We start from the raw sequence: 14,397 nt of genomic DNA on the forward strand, positions 1-14,397 counted from the left end.
TGTTATTTGGAGTTAGCCGACTTACCTGCCTTACGCCGCAGTTGTTCGCCCACGAACTTGATACCTTTACCCTTATACGGTTCCGGCTTGCGCAGCGAGCGGATCTTGGCTGCCACTTGTCCGAGCAATTGTTTGTCCGCACTCTTGAGGGTCAGAATAGGGTTCCCTTTCTTTTCCGCAAAAGCTTCGGCTTTCACTTCCGCCGGGAGCATGATATGAATATCGTGCGAATACCCCAAGCTCAACTCCAGGATCTGTCCCTTGACTTCGGCTTTGAAACCGACGCCGATGAGTTCCTGTTTGGTTTCATATCCGGTCGAAACGCCGTGCACCATATTGGCGATCAGCGCACGATAAAGCCCGTGCATCGACCGGTGCCGCGGCTGATCGGTCGGCCGGGTCACATGGATTTCTTCTCCCTCGACCTTCACGGTGATGTCCGGATCGACTTTCTGAGAAAGTTGTCCGAGAGGGCCTTTCACGCTGACCACATTATCGGCGCCCACGGTAACGGTAACGCCTTTAGGCAGGTTTACAGGTAATTTTCCGATTCTTGACATTGCGTATTGTCTTGATTGTGAGTGTTGATTAATATACGTAGCACAGCACTTCGCCGCCCACATTGTCCCGCCGTGCCTGTTTGTCGGTCATCACCCCTTTAGAGGTAGAGACGATGGCGATTCCGAGGCCGTTCATCACCCGCGGCATCTCGGCCGCGTTGGAGTACTGCCGCAATCCCGGCCGGCTCACGCGCGTCAAAGCTTTGATCGCCGGAGTTTTGGTTTCGGGATGGTACTTCAAGGCTATCTTAATGGTAGAGAAGCCTTTTTCGTTTTTTCCGAATTTGTAAGCGAGGATGTAGCCCTGTTCATGGAGGATGCGTACGATCTCTTGCTTGATTTTCGAGCCGGGAGCTTCAACCACTTTGTGGTTGGCTTTCACCGCGTTTCTGATACGAGTCAGAAGATCTGCTATCGGATCTGTCATGGTTAAAAAATGAGTTGTTTTTCTTTGTTTATCAATACATTGCAGTCATCGCGCCTGCAAATGCAGACGATACGACTGGCCGTAAAGAGTGGCAAAGTTACAAACTATTCCTTTATAATCAAATTATTAGAAGGGTTTTCTTTCCGATTTCGATGAAAGAGGGATTCTTCGATGCGGAGAGGGTTGTTTTGAAACCGACACGGGTTTCAAGTAGGGCCGGGTGCTCCGGGCTTCCGCAACTACGCCTCGGGCGAATCGGGTGGCGACGGCAACTATGGCTACAGCTGGTCGCTCACGACCAGCGGGGCTAACGGGGTGTTCTTGAGTTTCGGCGTGACGAGCCTCAATGCCTGCAATGCGTATCGTCGTGCCTACGGTTTTCAATTGCGTTGCCTCTCAGAATAAACGGGGCAGGAGAGCTTTTGACGAAACAATTGGGGACTTAGAACCCGGGCTTGGGCCCACTTTTCTATTCAGATTTTGCGGATCACGCGGCCCGCTCCGGGCTTCCGCGACTCGGGCTATGGAGAATTGGGGGTGCTGCACAACGTCGGCTACGGAGGGTATAACTGGTCGCCCGCAGTCAGCGAATCTCTTGGGGTGTACTTGCTTTTTAGCGCGACAGAGCTTGACCCCGGCAACGCGTACCGGGGAACCGGTCTTCAGTTGCGCTGCCTCTTGGAATAAACGGGCGCACAGGGCGTTCTACTGGCAGCCTCGGCCCTGAGTAACCGCCAGCCTCTACCCTACTTTGGTTTGACTTGATGGGTCGGACGCCCGGGAGGAACGGCAACTCTCGGCGCGCAAGCGGCGTGTTGCGGGCCTCCCGTGGGGAGGCGTCCGGCCCGCGCGACTCTGCGAGTCGCAGGAGCAAAGCACCCATTCGCCGCTCCAATTCTGTCGGGTTCGGGCTGCGCGCTCCGGAGGTGGGCCGAACGGCCCAGCGCGCAGGCCCGGCGGTTCGAAGAACCGCAAAAGCACGGCCCATTCGTCCTCGGCGCGCCTCCCCCGCGCCGCTAATGCGTCGCTCTCGCCGAGGACGGAGATTCCGAGAACCACGCTACTCGCTCTCAGTTCAAGCGGACGAAGCCTGGGTTGCTTAGGGTAAAGAATGGCAACAAAAGACGCTGTGCGTCCCTCCCCGGGCGGAGGCTTCGGCCCGCGCGACTCTGCGAGTCGCAAGAGCATAGCCCAAAGCTCGCCCCAGTTCCCTGCCCCGTGTCAGCCTCACTGCGGCTCCGCTGTCGCTCCGCCGGTGCCGCTCGGCACGCGAAAGATGGGCGGGTCTATCCCTATTCCCGTCGCCCGCGGCAATTCTTGCCGGATTGGCTCTCCGCCAACCGGCAGAATATGCCTTCTTACGCGGGCGGGCGACGGAGTTTTCGCGAGCGGACTGAGTTTTTTCGCGCGCCTGCGCGATTCATTCTATTTCGGCTCACCGCCGAAATAGTTGAATCGCTTCTTTAGGCGGGGCGCGCGGCTATCCTACGGGGAGGGTACTGCGCTCGGGCCGCGCGGGCCCCACGTCCCGTGGACGGGAAATGCTTACGCATTTCCACTGGCAACCTTCATTCAACCCTCTGTTTCGCGCGCCTGCGCGATTCATTCTATTTCGGCTCACCGCCGAAATAGTTGAATCGCTTCTTTAGGCGGCGGCGCGCGATGGGTTTGAGGGGACTGTTCTTTCTGTGAACAGAAAGAACCAAAGAACCGACGCAGCAACCGAGAGCCATCAAACTTGTTTGAATGGCCGAGGTGCCAGGAGGAAGGTGTAGCCAAACTTTAGACGGATGCTTACGCATCCTCAAGCTGCCGACGGCCCAATTCTTTTCGCGCGCTGGTAAAAATCTTATCCAACTATACTGCATCATCATGTCCCCCTAAAATAAGCATCGGGGCTCCGGAATCTCCGAAGCCCCGATGAACTATCAGGTCATTTCGACGTTGCACCAAAACAACATCGAAAATCTACCAGCTCGCTTTCTTCACCCCCGGTAGCAAACCTGCGGAAGCCATCTCACGGAACTGGATTCTGCTGATCCCGAACTGCCGCATGTACCCTTTCGGCCGCCCCGTGAGCTGACAACGGTTGTGCAGCCGGATCGGGTTGGAGTTTTTCGGCAATTTAGCCAACCCCGCATAATCTCCCGCCTCTTTCAGTGCGGCGCGCTTAGCGGCATATCGTGCCACGAGCTTGGCCCGTTTCACTTCGCGGGCTTTCATCGATTCTTTTGCCATGGCTTAGTTCTTTTTTGCGTTTTTAAAAGGAAGGCCGAACTGCTTGAGAAGTGCATAAGCTTCGGTATCATTATCCGCGGTAGTCACGAAGGTGATTTCGACGCCGAAGATTTTGGTAATCTTGTCGATGTCGATTTCCGGGAAGATGATATGTTCCTGCACCCCCAAGGTGTAGTTCCCCTGGCCGTCGAATTTGTCGTTGATCCCTTTGAAGTCGCGGATACGCGGCAAAGAGACTGCGATCAACCGTTCCAAGAATTCGTACATCCGTTCCCGACGCAAGGTAACGCGCACCCCGATGGGCATCTGCTTACGGAGTTTGAAGTTCGAGATGTCTTTCTTGGACCGGGTCTGTACGGCGTGCTGTCCGGCAATCGTAGAGAGCTCGTTCTGAGCTACTTCAACGAGTTTCTTATCAGCAACGGCAGCTCCGATCCCCTGGTTGATGACGATTTTTTCGAGCTTCGGCACCTGCATGATGCTTTTGTAGCCGAACTCTTTCATCAAAGCGGGAGCGATCTCCTCTTTGTATTTGGTTTTGAGTGAAGGTACGTATGCCATTATTTGATCTCCTCGCCTGATTTGACGGCCACGCGGACCAGTTTGCCTTTATCGTTCTTCTTGCGTCCTACACGGGTCGGTTTTCCCGACTTCGGATCGAGCGGTTGCAGGTTGCTGATGTGAATCGGGGCTTCCCGTTTCACGATCCCGCCCTGAGGATTTGCGGCGTTGGGTTTGGTGTGTTTGCTCACCAGATTGACCCCTTCGACGATGGCGCGCTGCTTTTCGACGAGCACTTCGAGCACTTTACCCTGCTGCCCTTTGTTGTCGCCAGCATTGACGTACACCGTGTCCCCTTTTTTGATATGCAGTTTAGTTGACATTTCGGTTTGTTTGTTAAGAGAAGGTTTACAGCACTTCCGGCGCCAAGGAGATGATTTTCATATTGGCGTCGCGAAGCTCTCTGGCCACCGGCCCGAAGATACGCGTACCGCGCATTTCACCGGCGTTGTTGAGCAACACGACGGCGTTGTCGTCGAAGCGGATGTAGGAGCCGTCCGGCCGACGCACCTCTTTCTTGGTGCGTACCACGACTGCTTTCGAGACTGCGCCTTTTTTGATGTCGCCGCCCGGGGTCGCGCTTTTGACGCTGACAACGATTTTGTCCCCGATCGACGCGTAGCGCCGCCCGGTACCGCCAAGTACACGGATACAGAGGACTTCCTTGGCTCCGCTGTTATCGGCTACGGAGAGCCGGCTTTCTTGTTGTATCATGGTTACTTAGCTCTTTCGATGATTTCTACTAATCTCCACCGTTTGGACTTGCTGAGCGGGCGGGTTTCCATAATCCGGACGGTATCCCCTTCGCCGCAGTCGTTGGTTTCGTCGTGGGCGACGAATTTGGTGGTTTTATTGACGAATTTACCGTAGATCGGGTGTTTCACTTTCCGTTTTACAGCAACAACGATCGATTTGTCCATTTTGTTGCTGACGACCACCCCGGTTCTCTCTTTTCTAAGATTTCTTTCTTCCATGGCCTCTACTTGTTAATAGTGGTGGTTTGTTTTTCGCGCAGGATGGTCAGCAGACGTGCGATATCGCGGCGCATATTTTTGATGGTGGTCGAGTTTTCGGCCGGCGAAACGGCGTGGTTCATTTTGGCACGCAGCAAGTTGGCCTTTTCGGTCTCTACCCGTTCGACGATTTCGCCCGCTGTCAGTTCACGTATTTCGGATGTTTTCATGTCTTCGTGTTAGATAGAGGTTTCGGTATAATCGCGACGGATGATGAACTTGGTGGTAATGGGCAGTTTCTGAGCCCCGAGCCGGAGCGCTTCCTGCGCTACTTCCAACGGCACCCCTTCGGCTTCGAACAAGATGCGACCGGGGGTAACCGGCGCCACGAATCCTTCGGGCGAACCTTTCCCTTTACCCATACGCACTTCGGCCGGTTTTTTGGTGATCGGTTTGTCCGGGAAGATCCGAATCCACACCTGGCCTTCACGTTTCATCTGACGCACGATGGCCTGACGAGCGGCCTCGATCTGCCGTCCGGTGATCCAGGCCGACTCCAAGGCCTTGATACCGAACGATCCGAATGACAGTTCAGCTCCTCTCTGTGCCAGACCTTTCATGCGGCCTTTCTGCATTCTGCGAAATTTCGTCTTTTTCGGTTGTAACATGGTTAGTTCCTTTTATTTCGTCTGACGACAGATTTACTGATTATTGGAGTTGCGGCCTCCACGACGGTCGTCGCGTCCCCCGCGACGTGCCCCGCGGCGATCATCCCGACCGCCTCTGCGGTCGTCGCGTCCGCCTCCGCGACGGTCGTCGCCGCCGCGTCCTGCTGCGGATGCGCTCATCCCTACGATCGGCGACAAATCGCGCTTGGCATACACTTCGCCGTTGCAGATCCATACTTTAACCCCCAACAGACCCACTTTGGTCAAAGCTTCGGCGAGGTTGTAGTCGATATCTGCACGGAAGGTATGCAACGGAATTCTCCCTTCCTTGTACGATTCGCTGCGGGCCATTTCAGCGCCCCCCACACGACCCGAGATCTGGATCTTGATCCCTTCTGCGCCCATCCGCATCGTCGATGCGATGGTGGTCTTGATCGCCCGCCGGTACGAGATACGTCCTTCGACCTGACGCGCGATATTGTTCGAGACAATCACTGCGTCGAGTTCCGGCCGTTTCACTTCGAAGATATTGATCTGCACGTCCTTACCGGTCAGTTTGCGCAGTTCTTCCTTCAACTTATCCACCTCAGCGCCGCCTTTCCCGATGATGATCCCGGGCCGCGAGGTGCTGATGGTAACGGTCACCAGCTTCAAGGTCCGTTCGATCACGATTTTCGAGACGCTGGCTTTGGCCAACCGTGCTCCGAGGTATTTACGAATTTTGGCGTCTTCAACGAGTTTTGCCGGGAATTCCTTGCCGCCATACCATGACGAGTCCCAACCCCGAATGATGCCCAGCCGATTGGCAATCGGATTTACTTTCTGTCCCATCTTAGTTTGCTGCGTTTTCAGGTTTCACATCGGCAGCCGCCTTGGCAGTGGTGGTCTTGGCAGCGGTCGTTTTCTTGGCCGTAGTCGTCGCTTTTTTAGTCGTAGCGGCGGTGGTTTTCTTAGCAGCCGGTTTGGTTTCGGTGGCCGGCGCAGCTGCTTCCTTAACGGCAGGCGCAGCGATTTCCATCCGGTCGACGATGATGGTCACGTGGTTGGAACGTTTCCGAATCCGGTGTGCGCGCCCCTGCGGAGCAGGCTGGATCCGTTTGAGTTGCCGTCCGCCGTCGACGCTGATGGTTTTGACGCACAGCGGGGTCTCTTCCAATGAAACGCCCTGATTCTTTGCTTCCCAGTTGGCGATAGCCGACCGGAGGAGTTTTTCGAGGCGTACCGATGCCTCTTTCTTGGAATACCGCAACATCCCCAAAGCGCGATTGATCTCCACGCCGCGGATCATATCGGCCACGAGTCTCATTTTTCGCGGGGAGGTCGGGCATTCACGCAGCGACGCGATCGCGATCGAGCGCTTTTCCGCTTTGAGCTTTTCGGCTCTTAATCTTTTTCTTGCACCCATAACAGGTATACGGAATTACTTTTTAACACTATTTTTTCTTGTTGCCTCCGTGACCGCGGAAGCTGCGGGTCGGTGCGAATTCACCCAACTTGTGACCCACCATGTTTTCGGTCACATACACCGGAATAAATTTATTCCCGTTATGCACCGCCAGGGTATGTCCCACAAAGTCCGGCGAGATCATGCTCGCGCGCGACCAGGTCTTGATAACCGATTTTTTGCCGCTATCGTTCATGGCAAGGATCTTGCCTTCGAGTTTCGGTTCGATATACGGTCCTTTTTTCAGTGAACGGCTCATTTACGCTGTCTTGATTAGATTATTTATTCCTCCGTGAAACGATGAACTTGGAAGTCGTCTTCTTGGGGTTGCGGGTTTTGTAGCCCTTGGCCAGCACGCCCGTACGCGAGCGCGGGTGTCCCCCGGAAGCACGTCCTTCACCCCCACCCATCGGGTGGTCGACGGGGTTCATCACGACGCCGCGGTTGCGCGGACGACGCCCGAGCCAGCGCTTGCGCCCTGCCTTGCCGCTCTGTTCGAGGCTGTGGTCCGGGTTGGACACGGTCCCGATCGTAGCCCGGCAGGTGGTGAGCACCATACGGGTTTCCCCTGAAGGAAGTTTAATAATAGCGTACTTCCCCTCGCGGGCAAGCAGCTGAGCGTAAGTCCCTGCAGACCGCGCCATCGCAGCGCCCCTGCCGGGTGTGAGTTCGATACAGTGCACAACGGTACCAAGAGGAATTTCCGAAAGGAATAGTGTGTTGCCCACTTCAGGTGCGACACCCGCTCCGCTGGCGATCTTCTGCCCGACGGTCAGGCCCACCGGCGCAACGATGTATCGTTTTTCGCCGTCGGCATAGACCACGAGGGCAATCCGCGCGCTGCGGTTCGGGTCGTATTCGATGGTTTTGACCGTAGCGGTCATGCCATCCTTGTTGCGCATGAAGTCGATGATGCGGTACTGACGTTTATGTCCACCACCGATGTAGCGCATGGTCATTTTCCCGGTATTGTTCCGCCCTCCTGAGGATTTGAGGGGGGTTACCAGTGATTTTTCCGGAGTCGAAGTCGTAATATCGTCAAAGGTGCCGATAACTTTATGTCTCTGACCCGGGGTCATCGGTTTGAATTTTCTAACTGCCATCGTCTTTTAGATATTACTGTAAAAATCGATTTTGTCTTCTCCTCCGAGGGTGACGATCGCTTTTTTGTAGCGGTTCTGACGCCCTTCGAGCATTCCGGCTTTGGTGTAGCGGCTCTTGCGTTTGCCGTCGTAGTTACAGGTGTTGACATCGGTCACCACGACGCCGTACATAGCTTCCACCGCAGCCTTGATCTGGAGCTTGTTCGCCCGCGGATCCACAATAAAACCGTAGCGGTTCAGTTTTTCGCCCTGAGCCGTCATTTTCTCGGTCAATATCGGCTTAATCAAAATTTCCATGATCTTTCTTTAAAAGATGGTCTTCGTTACTGGATTCCACAAACCTGCTGCATAGCCGCCACAGCCCCTTCCCCGCCAATCAGCAGGTGTGCCGCGTTCATGACGTCGTAGGTATTGAGGTTCTGTGCCTGGATAACCTTTACGTTCGGCAGGTTGCGCGATGCGAGGATCACGCCGGCGTTGTCCGTATCGCCGCACAGAATCACCAGCGTCTTCTTTTCAGCGATCCCCAAGTTCTTGGCTGCTGCGATAAATTCCTTGGTTTTGGGCTGCATTTCGAAGCTGTCGACCACGGTAATCGCTGCATTTTTCGCTTTGTAGGTCAAGGCGCTGCGCCGTGCGAGTTGTTTGAGTTTCTTGTTGAGTTTGAAGCGGTAGTCGCGCGGCACGGGCCCGAATACACGCCCGCCTCCGACAAACAGAGGCGACAGGATCGACCCACTTCTGGCCCCGCCCGTCCCTTTCTGTTTCTTGAGTTTACGGGTGGAACCGGCCACTTCGTTCCGTTGTTTCGATTTGTGAGTTCCCTGACGCTGATCGGCGAGGTATTGCTTCACGTCGAGGTAGATGGCGTGATCGTTCGGCTGTTCGAGCGCGAATACGGCGTCGTTCAAGGTCACTTTCTTCCCGGTCTCTTTGCCGGCGATATCGAGTATGTTGAGTTCCATAACTTAAATCTCCTCCCCTTGAATGATTAGCCTTCGATTAACAAATAAGAGCCTTTAGCCCCCGGAATGGAACCTTTCACAAGGATGAGGTTGTTTTCCGGAATCACTTTGAGCACTTTCAGATTGAGCACTTTGACCTGCTCGCCGCCAGTCCGTCCCGGCATGCGTTTCCCTTTAAACACCCGCGACGGATACGAAGATGCACCCAGCGACCCTACGTGCCGCTGCCGATTGTGCTGACCGTGAGTCTGGCCGCCGACACCGCCGAAGCCGTGCCGTTTAACAACCCCCTGGAAACCTTTCCCTTTGGAGATCCCGGTCACATCGACCCATTCGCCTTCCACGATCACATCCACGCCCACGGTATCGCCCAAGTTCGGCATCGTTTCGAACGATTTGAATTCGGCGATTTTCCGCTTCGGGGTCGCCCCCGCCTTGGCGAAGTGGCCCATCATCGGCTTGCTGGTGTGCTTTTCCTTTTTGTCGTCATAGGCAAGCTGCACAGCGGCATAGCCGTCCTTTTCGACGGTTTTGACTTGCGTAACCACACACGGACCAGCTTCGATCACAGTGCATGGGATGTTTTTCCCCTCGGCACTGAAAACGGATGTCATTCCGATTTTTTTCCCAATTAGTCCTGACATTTTGTTTGGTAATGGTTTGTAAAAAAGTGTCTGCCTTTTCAACTCGCTTCAGCGACAGGAGGCTCGAAATCAATCGCTTACCTGCATAAAGAGAGCAAAGGCGACTGCAAAGATAGGGTTTTTCGGTTGATTATCAAATTTTTCGGTGGATTTTTTTCGGTGGCGGGGCATTCATTCTCAGCGGACAAGGGGCCGAAGAGCGAACGAGAAAACCCCGCCCTTTTTCTGTTCGGGACGGGGTTCGTCTGTCGTTCGGATTGAATCGCGGCGGAATCAATCGGGCAGGGTGAAGGTGCAGAGCTGATGTTCCGAATTCGGATCGGCTGCAATGACCGTCCGCCCATCCGGCAGCACGTCGAAGGTCGAGATATAACGGTCGAGCTCGTAAATACGTTCCAGTTGACCTGTATTCAGATCATAAACCCGGAAGTAACGACCTCCGGACGGCGCATTACCTCCTTCCTCAAAGATACGATCGACTTCTTTCATGGAGACTCCGGAATAAATGGCATATATTTTATCTTCGGCAATCCGCACTTCTATAAAACCATTTACCTCCCCCACAAAGCCCTCAGGACTAATAACCGGCGCTCCATCCGAACCGACAACCACTACCTTTTGCACTGTATCGGCAGGGTGACAGATTTCGAGCACTTCGCCCAAACGCGCGGCCAGAACCAGCCACCCACCCCGAAAAGCTATCCGAGACTGCCAAAGATACGGCATCAATGCCGGCTCCGTTTCATTCGTTTTAGAACCCTCCGGCAATGCGTATTGTACGCGTAAAATATGACCGGATGTATCACAGAGTTGCACTCTTCGATCTACCCCTGCACTCTGCAATACAACGGTATCTCCATTCGCTTTGGCAAATGCCAATGACGGTGAGACTTCATTCGGATATTCCACTATACGCAACGGCCGCCGCGCACCTTGTTTCAGACTGTCCAGCGCGTATATCGCCATCTTCGGCTCGCGGCTGGCCATGACATACAAGTAGCGATCATCCAAATCGAAGCCACCGAGCCCCAACAACTCTTCCGGCCCTTTTCCTTTGGGCATGAACTCGCAAATCGGCTCCAAAGAAGGATATTTCACGGCAAGCATCATCGAGGGACTTTTTATATCCCAGATATACAAAACCGAATCCCGCACAAGTACCTGGCGCACATGCCCCAGAAAGAGACTTTCCGGCGTTTTAAGCGAATCGACTTGAATTTTGTCTGTTTCAATTTGATCTACAACAGACGAATTACCTCCACACGCTGCGAAGACTCCTCCTAAACACACAAGGAATATCTGAGTAATCCACCTCATAATTGTTTCGTTTTTTCAATCACCGTACCAGCCGTACCTTCCGTCTTCGGACAGAACAAATCACCCTCTCCTCTACACCTATACGTAATTCGAAACAAGTCCGGATTATCCAAATCATTTGCCATCGCCTCCAGGTTGGCCAATGTCAGATCTGACATCTGTTCCTGAGGCTGCGCCTGCAAATAAGTCAAATACGACCCTGCTGCAACCAACATTCCGCCGCATACGGCGATAATCGTTTTTTTGTTTAACTTTTTCATGTCATCAAAGTTTTAAGTAAAACATCCATCACAAATAAATCATAATATTCACAAAAAGCAATATCCAACTTTATTTTTTTAATTATCACCCATTACTCTTCCGGCAGCGTGAAGGTGCAGAGCTGGTACTCCGCCGTCGGGTCGCCGGCAACCACCGTCTGACCGTCGGCCAGCATATCGAAACAGCCGAGCGGACGATCCAACACATAGCTCTTCAGCCAGTTCCCGTCGAAATCGAATACGCGCAACACACTCATCTTATTCTCCTCTGCCGAGTCGGCCTCATCCTCTTCGCTCTGCTGCTCGTACCGATACAGGGCGTAAATCCGGTCGCCGACGATTTTCAAATCCCGATACCCCTTTTTGAGCCCAAAGATGAAAGACTGCCCGTCGCGCTTCACCTCCGGCGGCCCGTTCGGCCCGCGAACCACGCGATTCCGGGTCGAGTCGCGCAGGTTATAGATTTCGAGCACATCGCCCAATTTGGTGCCGAACACGACCGTCTCGCCCGCCGCAGCCACGGTGGCTTGCCAAAGATAAGGAATCATATTGCCCGGAGCACCGCCCAACTGTTCGACATCTTCCGGCCGGTAAGGTATTGAATAATAGCGCCCGACCACACTTCCGAGGCTGTCGATCTGGACGATGCGCCCGGTAGATTCATCGGAAAAAGACCCGAACACGAATCCGGAGTCTGTCCGACAGAACCCGGCTGCCTCTCCGCACTCTTCCGGATAAGGAATCACCCGCGCCGGCAGCCGCGTGCCGCGTACCAAATCGGCCAGTCCATAGACGAACATTCGGGGAGCCACCATGGTAAATACCCGCACGCTGTCGTCATCGACGACATAGCCGGATATCCCGAGCGTCTCGTTGGGCCCTTTCCCCCGGCTGACGAACCGACACAGCGGCCGCAAGGCCGGATAGCTATAGAGCTGCACCAACGCGTCGGCCTGACCGGCGCGCCCGTAATCGACCAAAAAGAGCAAGGAGTCCCGCACGGTCACCGAACCGATGTATCCGAGCATCAGGGTATCGCCGGGCAGCGGCTCCACATGCACAGCCACTTCGGGCACCTCCCGCCCCGCCGGAGAGGTTCCTCCGCCGCATGAGACGAATCCGCCCAGCAACGCTGCCGTGCAAAGAAAAGCGACCGCATGTATTTTCATAGCAATAAGTGTTTCCTATGACAAATTTAACTTCTTTTTCAGATAAATATCCACTCCCCTCGCAACAAAAATTCGGAAGCGTTCCCCCTTCAAAATCTCAAGGAGAACGCTTCCGAACAACATTGTAGACGAATCTTATCTATTTAAAATCCTCAGACTTTAATCTCAACCTCTACCCCGCTCGGGAGTTCGAGTTTCATCAAGGCGTCGATGGTCTTGGAGGTCGAGCTGTAGATGTCCAGAATCCGCTTAAACGTGGAGAGCTGGAACTGTTCGCGCGACTTCTTGTTGACGAAAGTCGACCGGTTGATGGTGAAGATCTTTTTGTTGGTAGGCAGCGGAATCGGCCCGCTGACCACAGCTCCGGTCGATTTCACCGTCTTGACGATCTTTTCGGCAGACTTGTCCACCAGATTGTGATCGTAGGATTTGAGTTTTATTCTGATTTTCTGGCTCATTATTCGTCTTCGTTTTTGAATTTACCACTTGCTTTTTCGATGATCTCCTTGGAGACGTTGTTCGGCACGGCTTCGAAGTGCGAGAATTCCATCGAACTGGTCGCACGACCCGACGAAATCGTCCGCAGTACAGTCACATAGCCGAACATCTCTGCCAGCGGCACTTTCGCCTTGACCACCCGGGCATTCCCTTTGGATTCCATCCCGGAGATCTGGCCGCGCCGTTTATTGAGGTCGCCGATGATATCCCCCATGTTTTCTTCCGGGGTAACGACTTCGACCGCCATAATCGGCTCCATAATCACCGGATTGGCCTTGATGGCCGCATGCCGGAACCCGTTCCGGGCACAGATTTCGAACGACAAGGCATCCGAGTCGACCGGGTGGAACGAACCGTCTTTCAAGGTCACCTTCATGGCGTCGATCGGATAGCCGGCCAAAGCGCCGTTTTCCATCGCCGAAGCGAACCCTTTCTGCACAGCCGGGATAAATTCCTTGGGAATGTTCCCCCCTTTGACCACGTCGACGAATTCCAGACCGACCACTTCTTTGCTCGAAGCCGGCCCGATTTCGAAGATGATGTCGGCGAACTTACCGCGCCCCCCGGTCTGTTTCTTGAACACTTCGCGGTGTTCGAACGTCCCGGTCAACGCTTCCTTGTAGTTCACCTGCGGGGCGCCCTGGTTGATTTCGACGCCGAATTCGCGTTTCAAGCGGTCGACGATGATTTCCAGGTGCAATTCCCCCATCCCCGAGATGACGGTCTGTCCGGAGTCTTCATCCGTCTTAACCGTAAAGGTCGGGTCTTCTTCAGCCAGTTTCCCCAGCCCTACCCCGAGTTTATCGAGGTCTTTCTGGGTTTTGGGTTCGATGGCGAGCCCGATCACCGGTTCCGGGAAGGTCATGGATTCGAGCACGATCGGGTGGTTTTCGTCGCACAAGGTATCCCCGGTACGCACATCCTTGAACCCTACCGCCGCAGCAATATCCCCTGCCCCGACGAATTCGATCGGATTCTGTTTATTGGCGTGCATCTGGTAGATACGCGAGATGCGTTCCTTCTTCCCTGAACGAGAGTTGAACGTGTACGAACCAGCATCCAATTTCCCCGAATATACGCGGATAAATCCGAGACGTCCCACGAACGGGTCGGTTGCAATCTTGAAGGCCAAAGCACAGAACGGATCCGATTCAGACGGATGGCGTTTGGTCTCTTCGTCCGTCCGCGGGTCGGTCCCTACGATAGCCTCTACATCGAGCGGCGACGGCAGGTATGCGACGATCGAGTCCAGCAAGAGCTGCACCCCCTTGTTCTTGAACGACGAACCGCAGAGCATCGGCACCACCGACATATTGATGGTAGCTTTCCGCAGCGCGACGATGATTTCGTCCGGCGTAATGGCATCGGGATCTTCGAAGAATTTCTCCATCAAAGCGTCGTCCGACGCCGCCACTTCCTCGATGAGCTTAGCCCGCGCAGCAGCAGCCTCAGCCTTCAAGTTTTCCGGAATCTCTTCGATGTGGTAATTGTCCCGCACGGTCTTGTCATCGAAATAGACGTACGCCCGGTTGTATACCAAGTCGATCACTCCGGTAAACTTATCTTCGGCCCCGATCGGCAGCACCACCG

Annotated in this window: 20 protein-coding genes and 1 pseudogene; all 21 read right to left on the reverse strand. The window is 54.4% G+C overall.

The features are described from left to right. Positions 1 to 2: 2 nt before the first annotated feature. Positions 3 to 560: a 50S ribosomal protein L6 gene (rplF, locus tag Q9S52_RS02405; RefSeq protein WP_294591870.1), complete on the reverse strand. Its 558-nt coding sequence runs from the start codon at positions 558 to 560 to the stop codon at positions 3 to 5. Between the two features lie 28 nt (positions 561 to 588). After that, positions 589 to 987 carry a 30S ribosomal protein S8 gene (rpsH, locus tag Q9S52_RS02410; RefSeq protein ID WP_294591872.1) on the reverse strand — a complete coding sequence of 133 codons (399 nt, stop codon included), beginning with the start codon at positions 985 to 987 and terminating at the stop codon, positions 589 to 591. Positions 988 to 2,955: 1,968 nt separating this feature from the next. Next, positions 2,956 to 3,225, reverse strand: coding sequence for a 30S ribosomal protein S14 (gene rpsN / locus Q9S52_RS02415; protein WP_294592620.1), 270 nt, complete (start codon positions 3,223 to 3,225; stop codon positions 2,956 to 2,958). A gap of 3 nt (positions 3,226 to 3,228) precedes the next feature. Continuing rightward, on the reverse strand, positions 3,229 to 3,786 hold the full coding sequence (gene rplE, locus Q9S52_RS02420; RefSeq protein ID WP_294592622.1) for a 50S ribosomal protein L5: 558 nt from the start codon (positions 3,784 to 3,786) through the stop codon (positions 3,229 to 3,231). Next, the gene (gene rplX / locus Q9S52_RS02425; RefSeq protein WP_294592624.1) at positions 3,786 to 4,109 is read right to left on the reverse strand and encodes a 50S ribosomal protein L24; all 324 of its coding nucleotides are present in this window, start codon (positions 4,107 to 4,109) and stop codon (positions 3,786 to 3,788) included. Before rplX ends, rplE begins: the two co-directional genes overlap by 1 nt. 25 nt (positions 4,110 to 4,134) lie before the next feature. Continuing rightward, positions 4,135 to 4,500, reverse strand: a complete 366-nt coding sequence (gene rplN, locus Q9S52_RS02430) for a 50S ribosomal protein L14 (protein ID WP_294592626.1) — start codon at positions 4,498 to 4,500, stop codon at positions 4,135 to 4,137. A 2-nt stretch (positions 4,501 to 4,502) separates the two neighbouring features. Further along, positions 4,503 to 4,760, reverse strand: coding sequence for a 30S ribosomal protein S17 (rpsQ, locus tag Q9S52_RS02435; protein WP_294592628.1), 258 nt, complete (start codon positions 4,758 to 4,760; stop codon positions 4,503 to 4,505). Positions 4,761 to 4,765: 5 nt separating this feature from the next. Continuing rightward, on the reverse strand, positions 4,766 to 4,969 hold the full coding sequence (gene rpmC / locus Q9S52_RS02440) for a 50S ribosomal protein L29 (RefSeq protein WP_294592630.1): 204 nt from the start codon (positions 4,967 to 4,969) through the stop codon (positions 4,766 to 4,768). Between the two features lie 9 nt (positions 4,970 to 4,978). Further along, the gene (rplP, locus tag Q9S52_RS02445; RefSeq protein ID WP_294592631.1) at positions 4,979 to 5,407 is read right to left on the reverse strand and encodes a 50S ribosomal protein L16; all 429 of its coding nucleotides are present in this window, start codon (positions 5,405 to 5,407) and stop codon (positions 4,979 to 4,981) included. A 33-nt stretch (positions 5,408 to 5,440) separates the two neighbouring features. Further along, the gene (gene rpsC, locus Q9S52_RS02450) at positions 5,441 to 6,238 is read right to left on the reverse strand and encodes a 30S ribosomal protein S3 (RefSeq protein WP_294592633.1); all 798 of its coding nucleotides are present in this window, start codon (positions 6,236 to 6,238) and stop codon (positions 5,441 to 5,443) included. A gap of 184 nt (positions 6,239 to 6,422) precedes the next feature. Beyond that, positions 6,423 to 6,812: pseudogene (rplV, locus tag Q9S52_RS02455) on the reverse strand (50S ribosomal protein L22); the annotation flags it as partial. 28 nt (positions 6,813 to 6,840) lie between these two features. Beyond that, positions 6,841 to 7,110 carry a 30S ribosomal protein S19 gene (gene rpsS / locus Q9S52_RS02460; RefSeq protein ID WP_294592635.1) on the reverse strand — a complete coding sequence of 90 codons (270 nt, stop codon included), beginning with the start codon at positions 7,108 to 7,110 and terminating at the stop codon, positions 6,841 to 6,843. 19 nt (positions 7,111 to 7,129) lie between these two features. Beyond that, entirely contained in the window at positions 7,130 to 7,954 is an 825-nt protein-coding gene (gene rplB, locus Q9S52_RS02465; protein WP_294592637.1) for a 50S ribosomal protein L2, read from the reverse strand. A gap of 6 nt (positions 7,955 to 7,960) precedes the next feature. Further along, positions 7,961 to 8,251: a 50S ribosomal protein L23 gene (gene rplW, locus Q9S52_RS02470; protein WP_294592639.1), complete on the reverse strand. Its 291-nt coding sequence runs from the start codon at positions 8,249 to 8,251 to the stop codon at positions 7,961 to 7,963. A 26-nt stretch (positions 8,252 to 8,277) separates the two neighbouring features. Continuing rightward, on the reverse strand, positions 8,278 to 8,919 hold the full coding sequence (rplD, locus tag Q9S52_RS02475) for a 50S ribosomal protein L4 (RefSeq protein WP_294592641.1): 642 nt from the start codon (positions 8,917 to 8,919) through the stop codon (positions 8,278 to 8,280). 26 nt (positions 8,920 to 8,945) lie between these two features. Beyond that, positions 8,946 to 9,563, reverse strand: coding sequence for a 50S ribosomal protein L3 (gene rplC / locus Q9S52_RS02480; RefSeq protein WP_304708045.1), 618 nt, complete (start codon positions 9,561 to 9,563; stop codon positions 8,946 to 8,948). A gap of 273 nt (positions 9,564 to 9,836) precedes the next feature. Beyond that, positions 9,837 to 10,880, reverse strand: coding sequence for a BF3164 family lipoprotein (locus tag Q9S52_RS02485; protein ID WP_304708046.1), 1,044 nt, complete (start codon positions 10,878 to 10,880; stop codon positions 9,837 to 9,839). Further along, positions 10,877 to 11,140 (reverse strand): NVEALA domain-containing protein, encoded by a 264-nt coding sequence (locus tag Q9S52_RS02490; RefSeq protein WP_297829729.1) that lies wholly within the window; start codon positions 11,138 to 11,140, stop codon positions 10,877 to 10,879. Before Q9S52_RS02490 ends, Q9S52_RS02485 begins: the two co-directional genes overlap by 4 nt. 92 nt (positions 11,141 to 11,232) lie before the next feature. Further along, complete coding sequence (locus tag Q9S52_RS02495; RefSeq protein WP_304708047.1) at positions 11,233 to 12,309, reverse strand: BF3164 family lipoprotein; 1,077 nt, start codon at positions 12,307 to 12,309, stop codon at positions 11,233 to 11,235. A gap of 152 nt (positions 12,310 to 12,461) precedes the next feature. Then, positions 12,462 to 12,767, reverse strand: coding sequence for a 30S ribosomal protein S10 (gene rpsJ / locus Q9S52_RS02500; protein ID WP_027290546.1), 306 nt, complete (start codon positions 12,765 to 12,767; stop codon positions 12,462 to 12,464). Next, on the reverse strand, positions 12,767 to 14,397 hold a 1,631-nt coding region (gene fusA / locus Q9S52_RS02505; protein ID WP_304708048.1), incomplete at its 5' end, for an elongation factor G. The genes rpsJ and fusA, both read right to left, overlap by 1 nt.

This window comes from uncultured Rikenella sp., from assembly GCF_948810725.1.
In the GTDB taxonomy this organism is placed as follows: domain Bacteria; phylum Bacteroidota; class Bacteroidia; order Bacteroidales; family Rikenellaceae; genus Rikenella.

Excerpts from the sequence above, each read along its gene's own strand:
- rpsS (WP_294592635.1), bottom strand. The coding sequence starts at position 7,110 with ATGAGCCGTTCACTGAAAAAAGGACCGTATATCGAACCGAAACTCGAA.
- rplP (WP_294592631.1), bottom strand. The coding sequence starts at position 5,407 with ATGTTACAACCGAAAAAGACGAAATTTCGCAGAATGCAGAAAGGCCGC.
- rpsC (WP_294592633.1), bottom strand. The coding sequence starts at position 6,238 with ATGGGACAGAAAGTAAATCCGATTGCCAATCGGCTGGGCATCATTCGG.
- rpsJ (WP_027290546.1), bottom strand. The coding sequence starts at position 12,767 with ATGAGCCAGAAAATCAGAATAAAACTCAAATCCTACGATCACAATCTG.
- rplE (WP_294592622.1), bottom strand. The coding sequence starts at position 3,786 with ATGGCATACGTACCTTCACTCAAAACCAAATACAAAGAGGAGATCGCT.
- rpsQ (WP_294592628.1), bottom strand. The coding sequence starts at position 4,760 with ATGGAAGAAAGAAATCTTAGAAAAGAGAGAACCGGGGTGGTCGTCAGC.
- rplD (WP_294592641.1), bottom strand. The coding sequence starts at position 8,919 with ATGGAACTCAACATACTCGATATCGCCGGCAAAGAGACCGGGAAGAAA.
- rpmC (WP_294592630.1), bottom strand. The coding sequence starts at position 4,969 with ATGAAAACATCCGAAATACGTGAACTGACAGCGGGCGAAATCGTCGAA.
- rplB (WP_294592637.1), bottom strand. The coding sequence starts at position 7,954 with ATGGCAGTTAGAAAATTCAAACCGATGACCCCGGGTCAGAGACATAAA.
- Q9S52_RS02495 (WP_304708047.1), bottom strand. The coding sequence starts at position 12,309 with ATGAAAATACATGCGGTCGCTTTTCTTTGCACGGCAGCGTTGCTGGGC.
- rpsH (WP_294591872.1), bottom strand. The coding sequence starts at position 987 with ATGACAGATCCGATAGCAGATCTTCTGACTCGTATCAGAAACGCGGTG.
- rplN (WP_294592626.1), bottom strand. The coding sequence starts at position 4,500 with ATGATACAACAAGAAAGCCGGCTCTCCGTAGCCGATAACAGCGGAGCC.
- rplX (WP_294592624.1), bottom strand. The coding sequence starts at position 4,109 with ATGTCAACTAAACTGCATATCAAAAAAGGGGACACGGTGTACGTCAAT.
- Q9S52_RS02490 (WP_297829729.1), bottom strand. The coding sequence starts at position 11,140 with ATGAAAAAGTTAAACAAAAAAACGATTATCGCCGTATGCGGCGGAATG.
- rpsN (WP_294592620.1), bottom strand. The coding sequence starts at position 3,225 with ATGGCAAAAGAATCGATGAAAGCCCGCGAAGTGAAACGGGCCAAGCTC.
- rplC (WP_304708045.1), bottom strand. The coding sequence starts at position 9,563 with ATGTCAGGACTAATTGGGAAAAAAATCGGAATGACATCCGTTTTCAGT.
- rplF (WP_294591870.1), bottom strand. The coding sequence starts at position 560 with ATGTCAAGAATCGGAAAATTACCTGTAAACCTGCCTAAAGGCGTTACC.
- rplW (WP_294592639.1), bottom strand. The coding sequence starts at position 8,251 with ATGGAAATTTTGATTAAGCCGATATTGACCGAGAAAATGACGGCTCAG.
- Q9S52_RS02485 (WP_304708046.1), bottom strand. The coding sequence starts at position 10,880 with ATGAGGTGGATTACTCAGATATTCCTTGTGTGTTTAGGAGGAGTCTTC.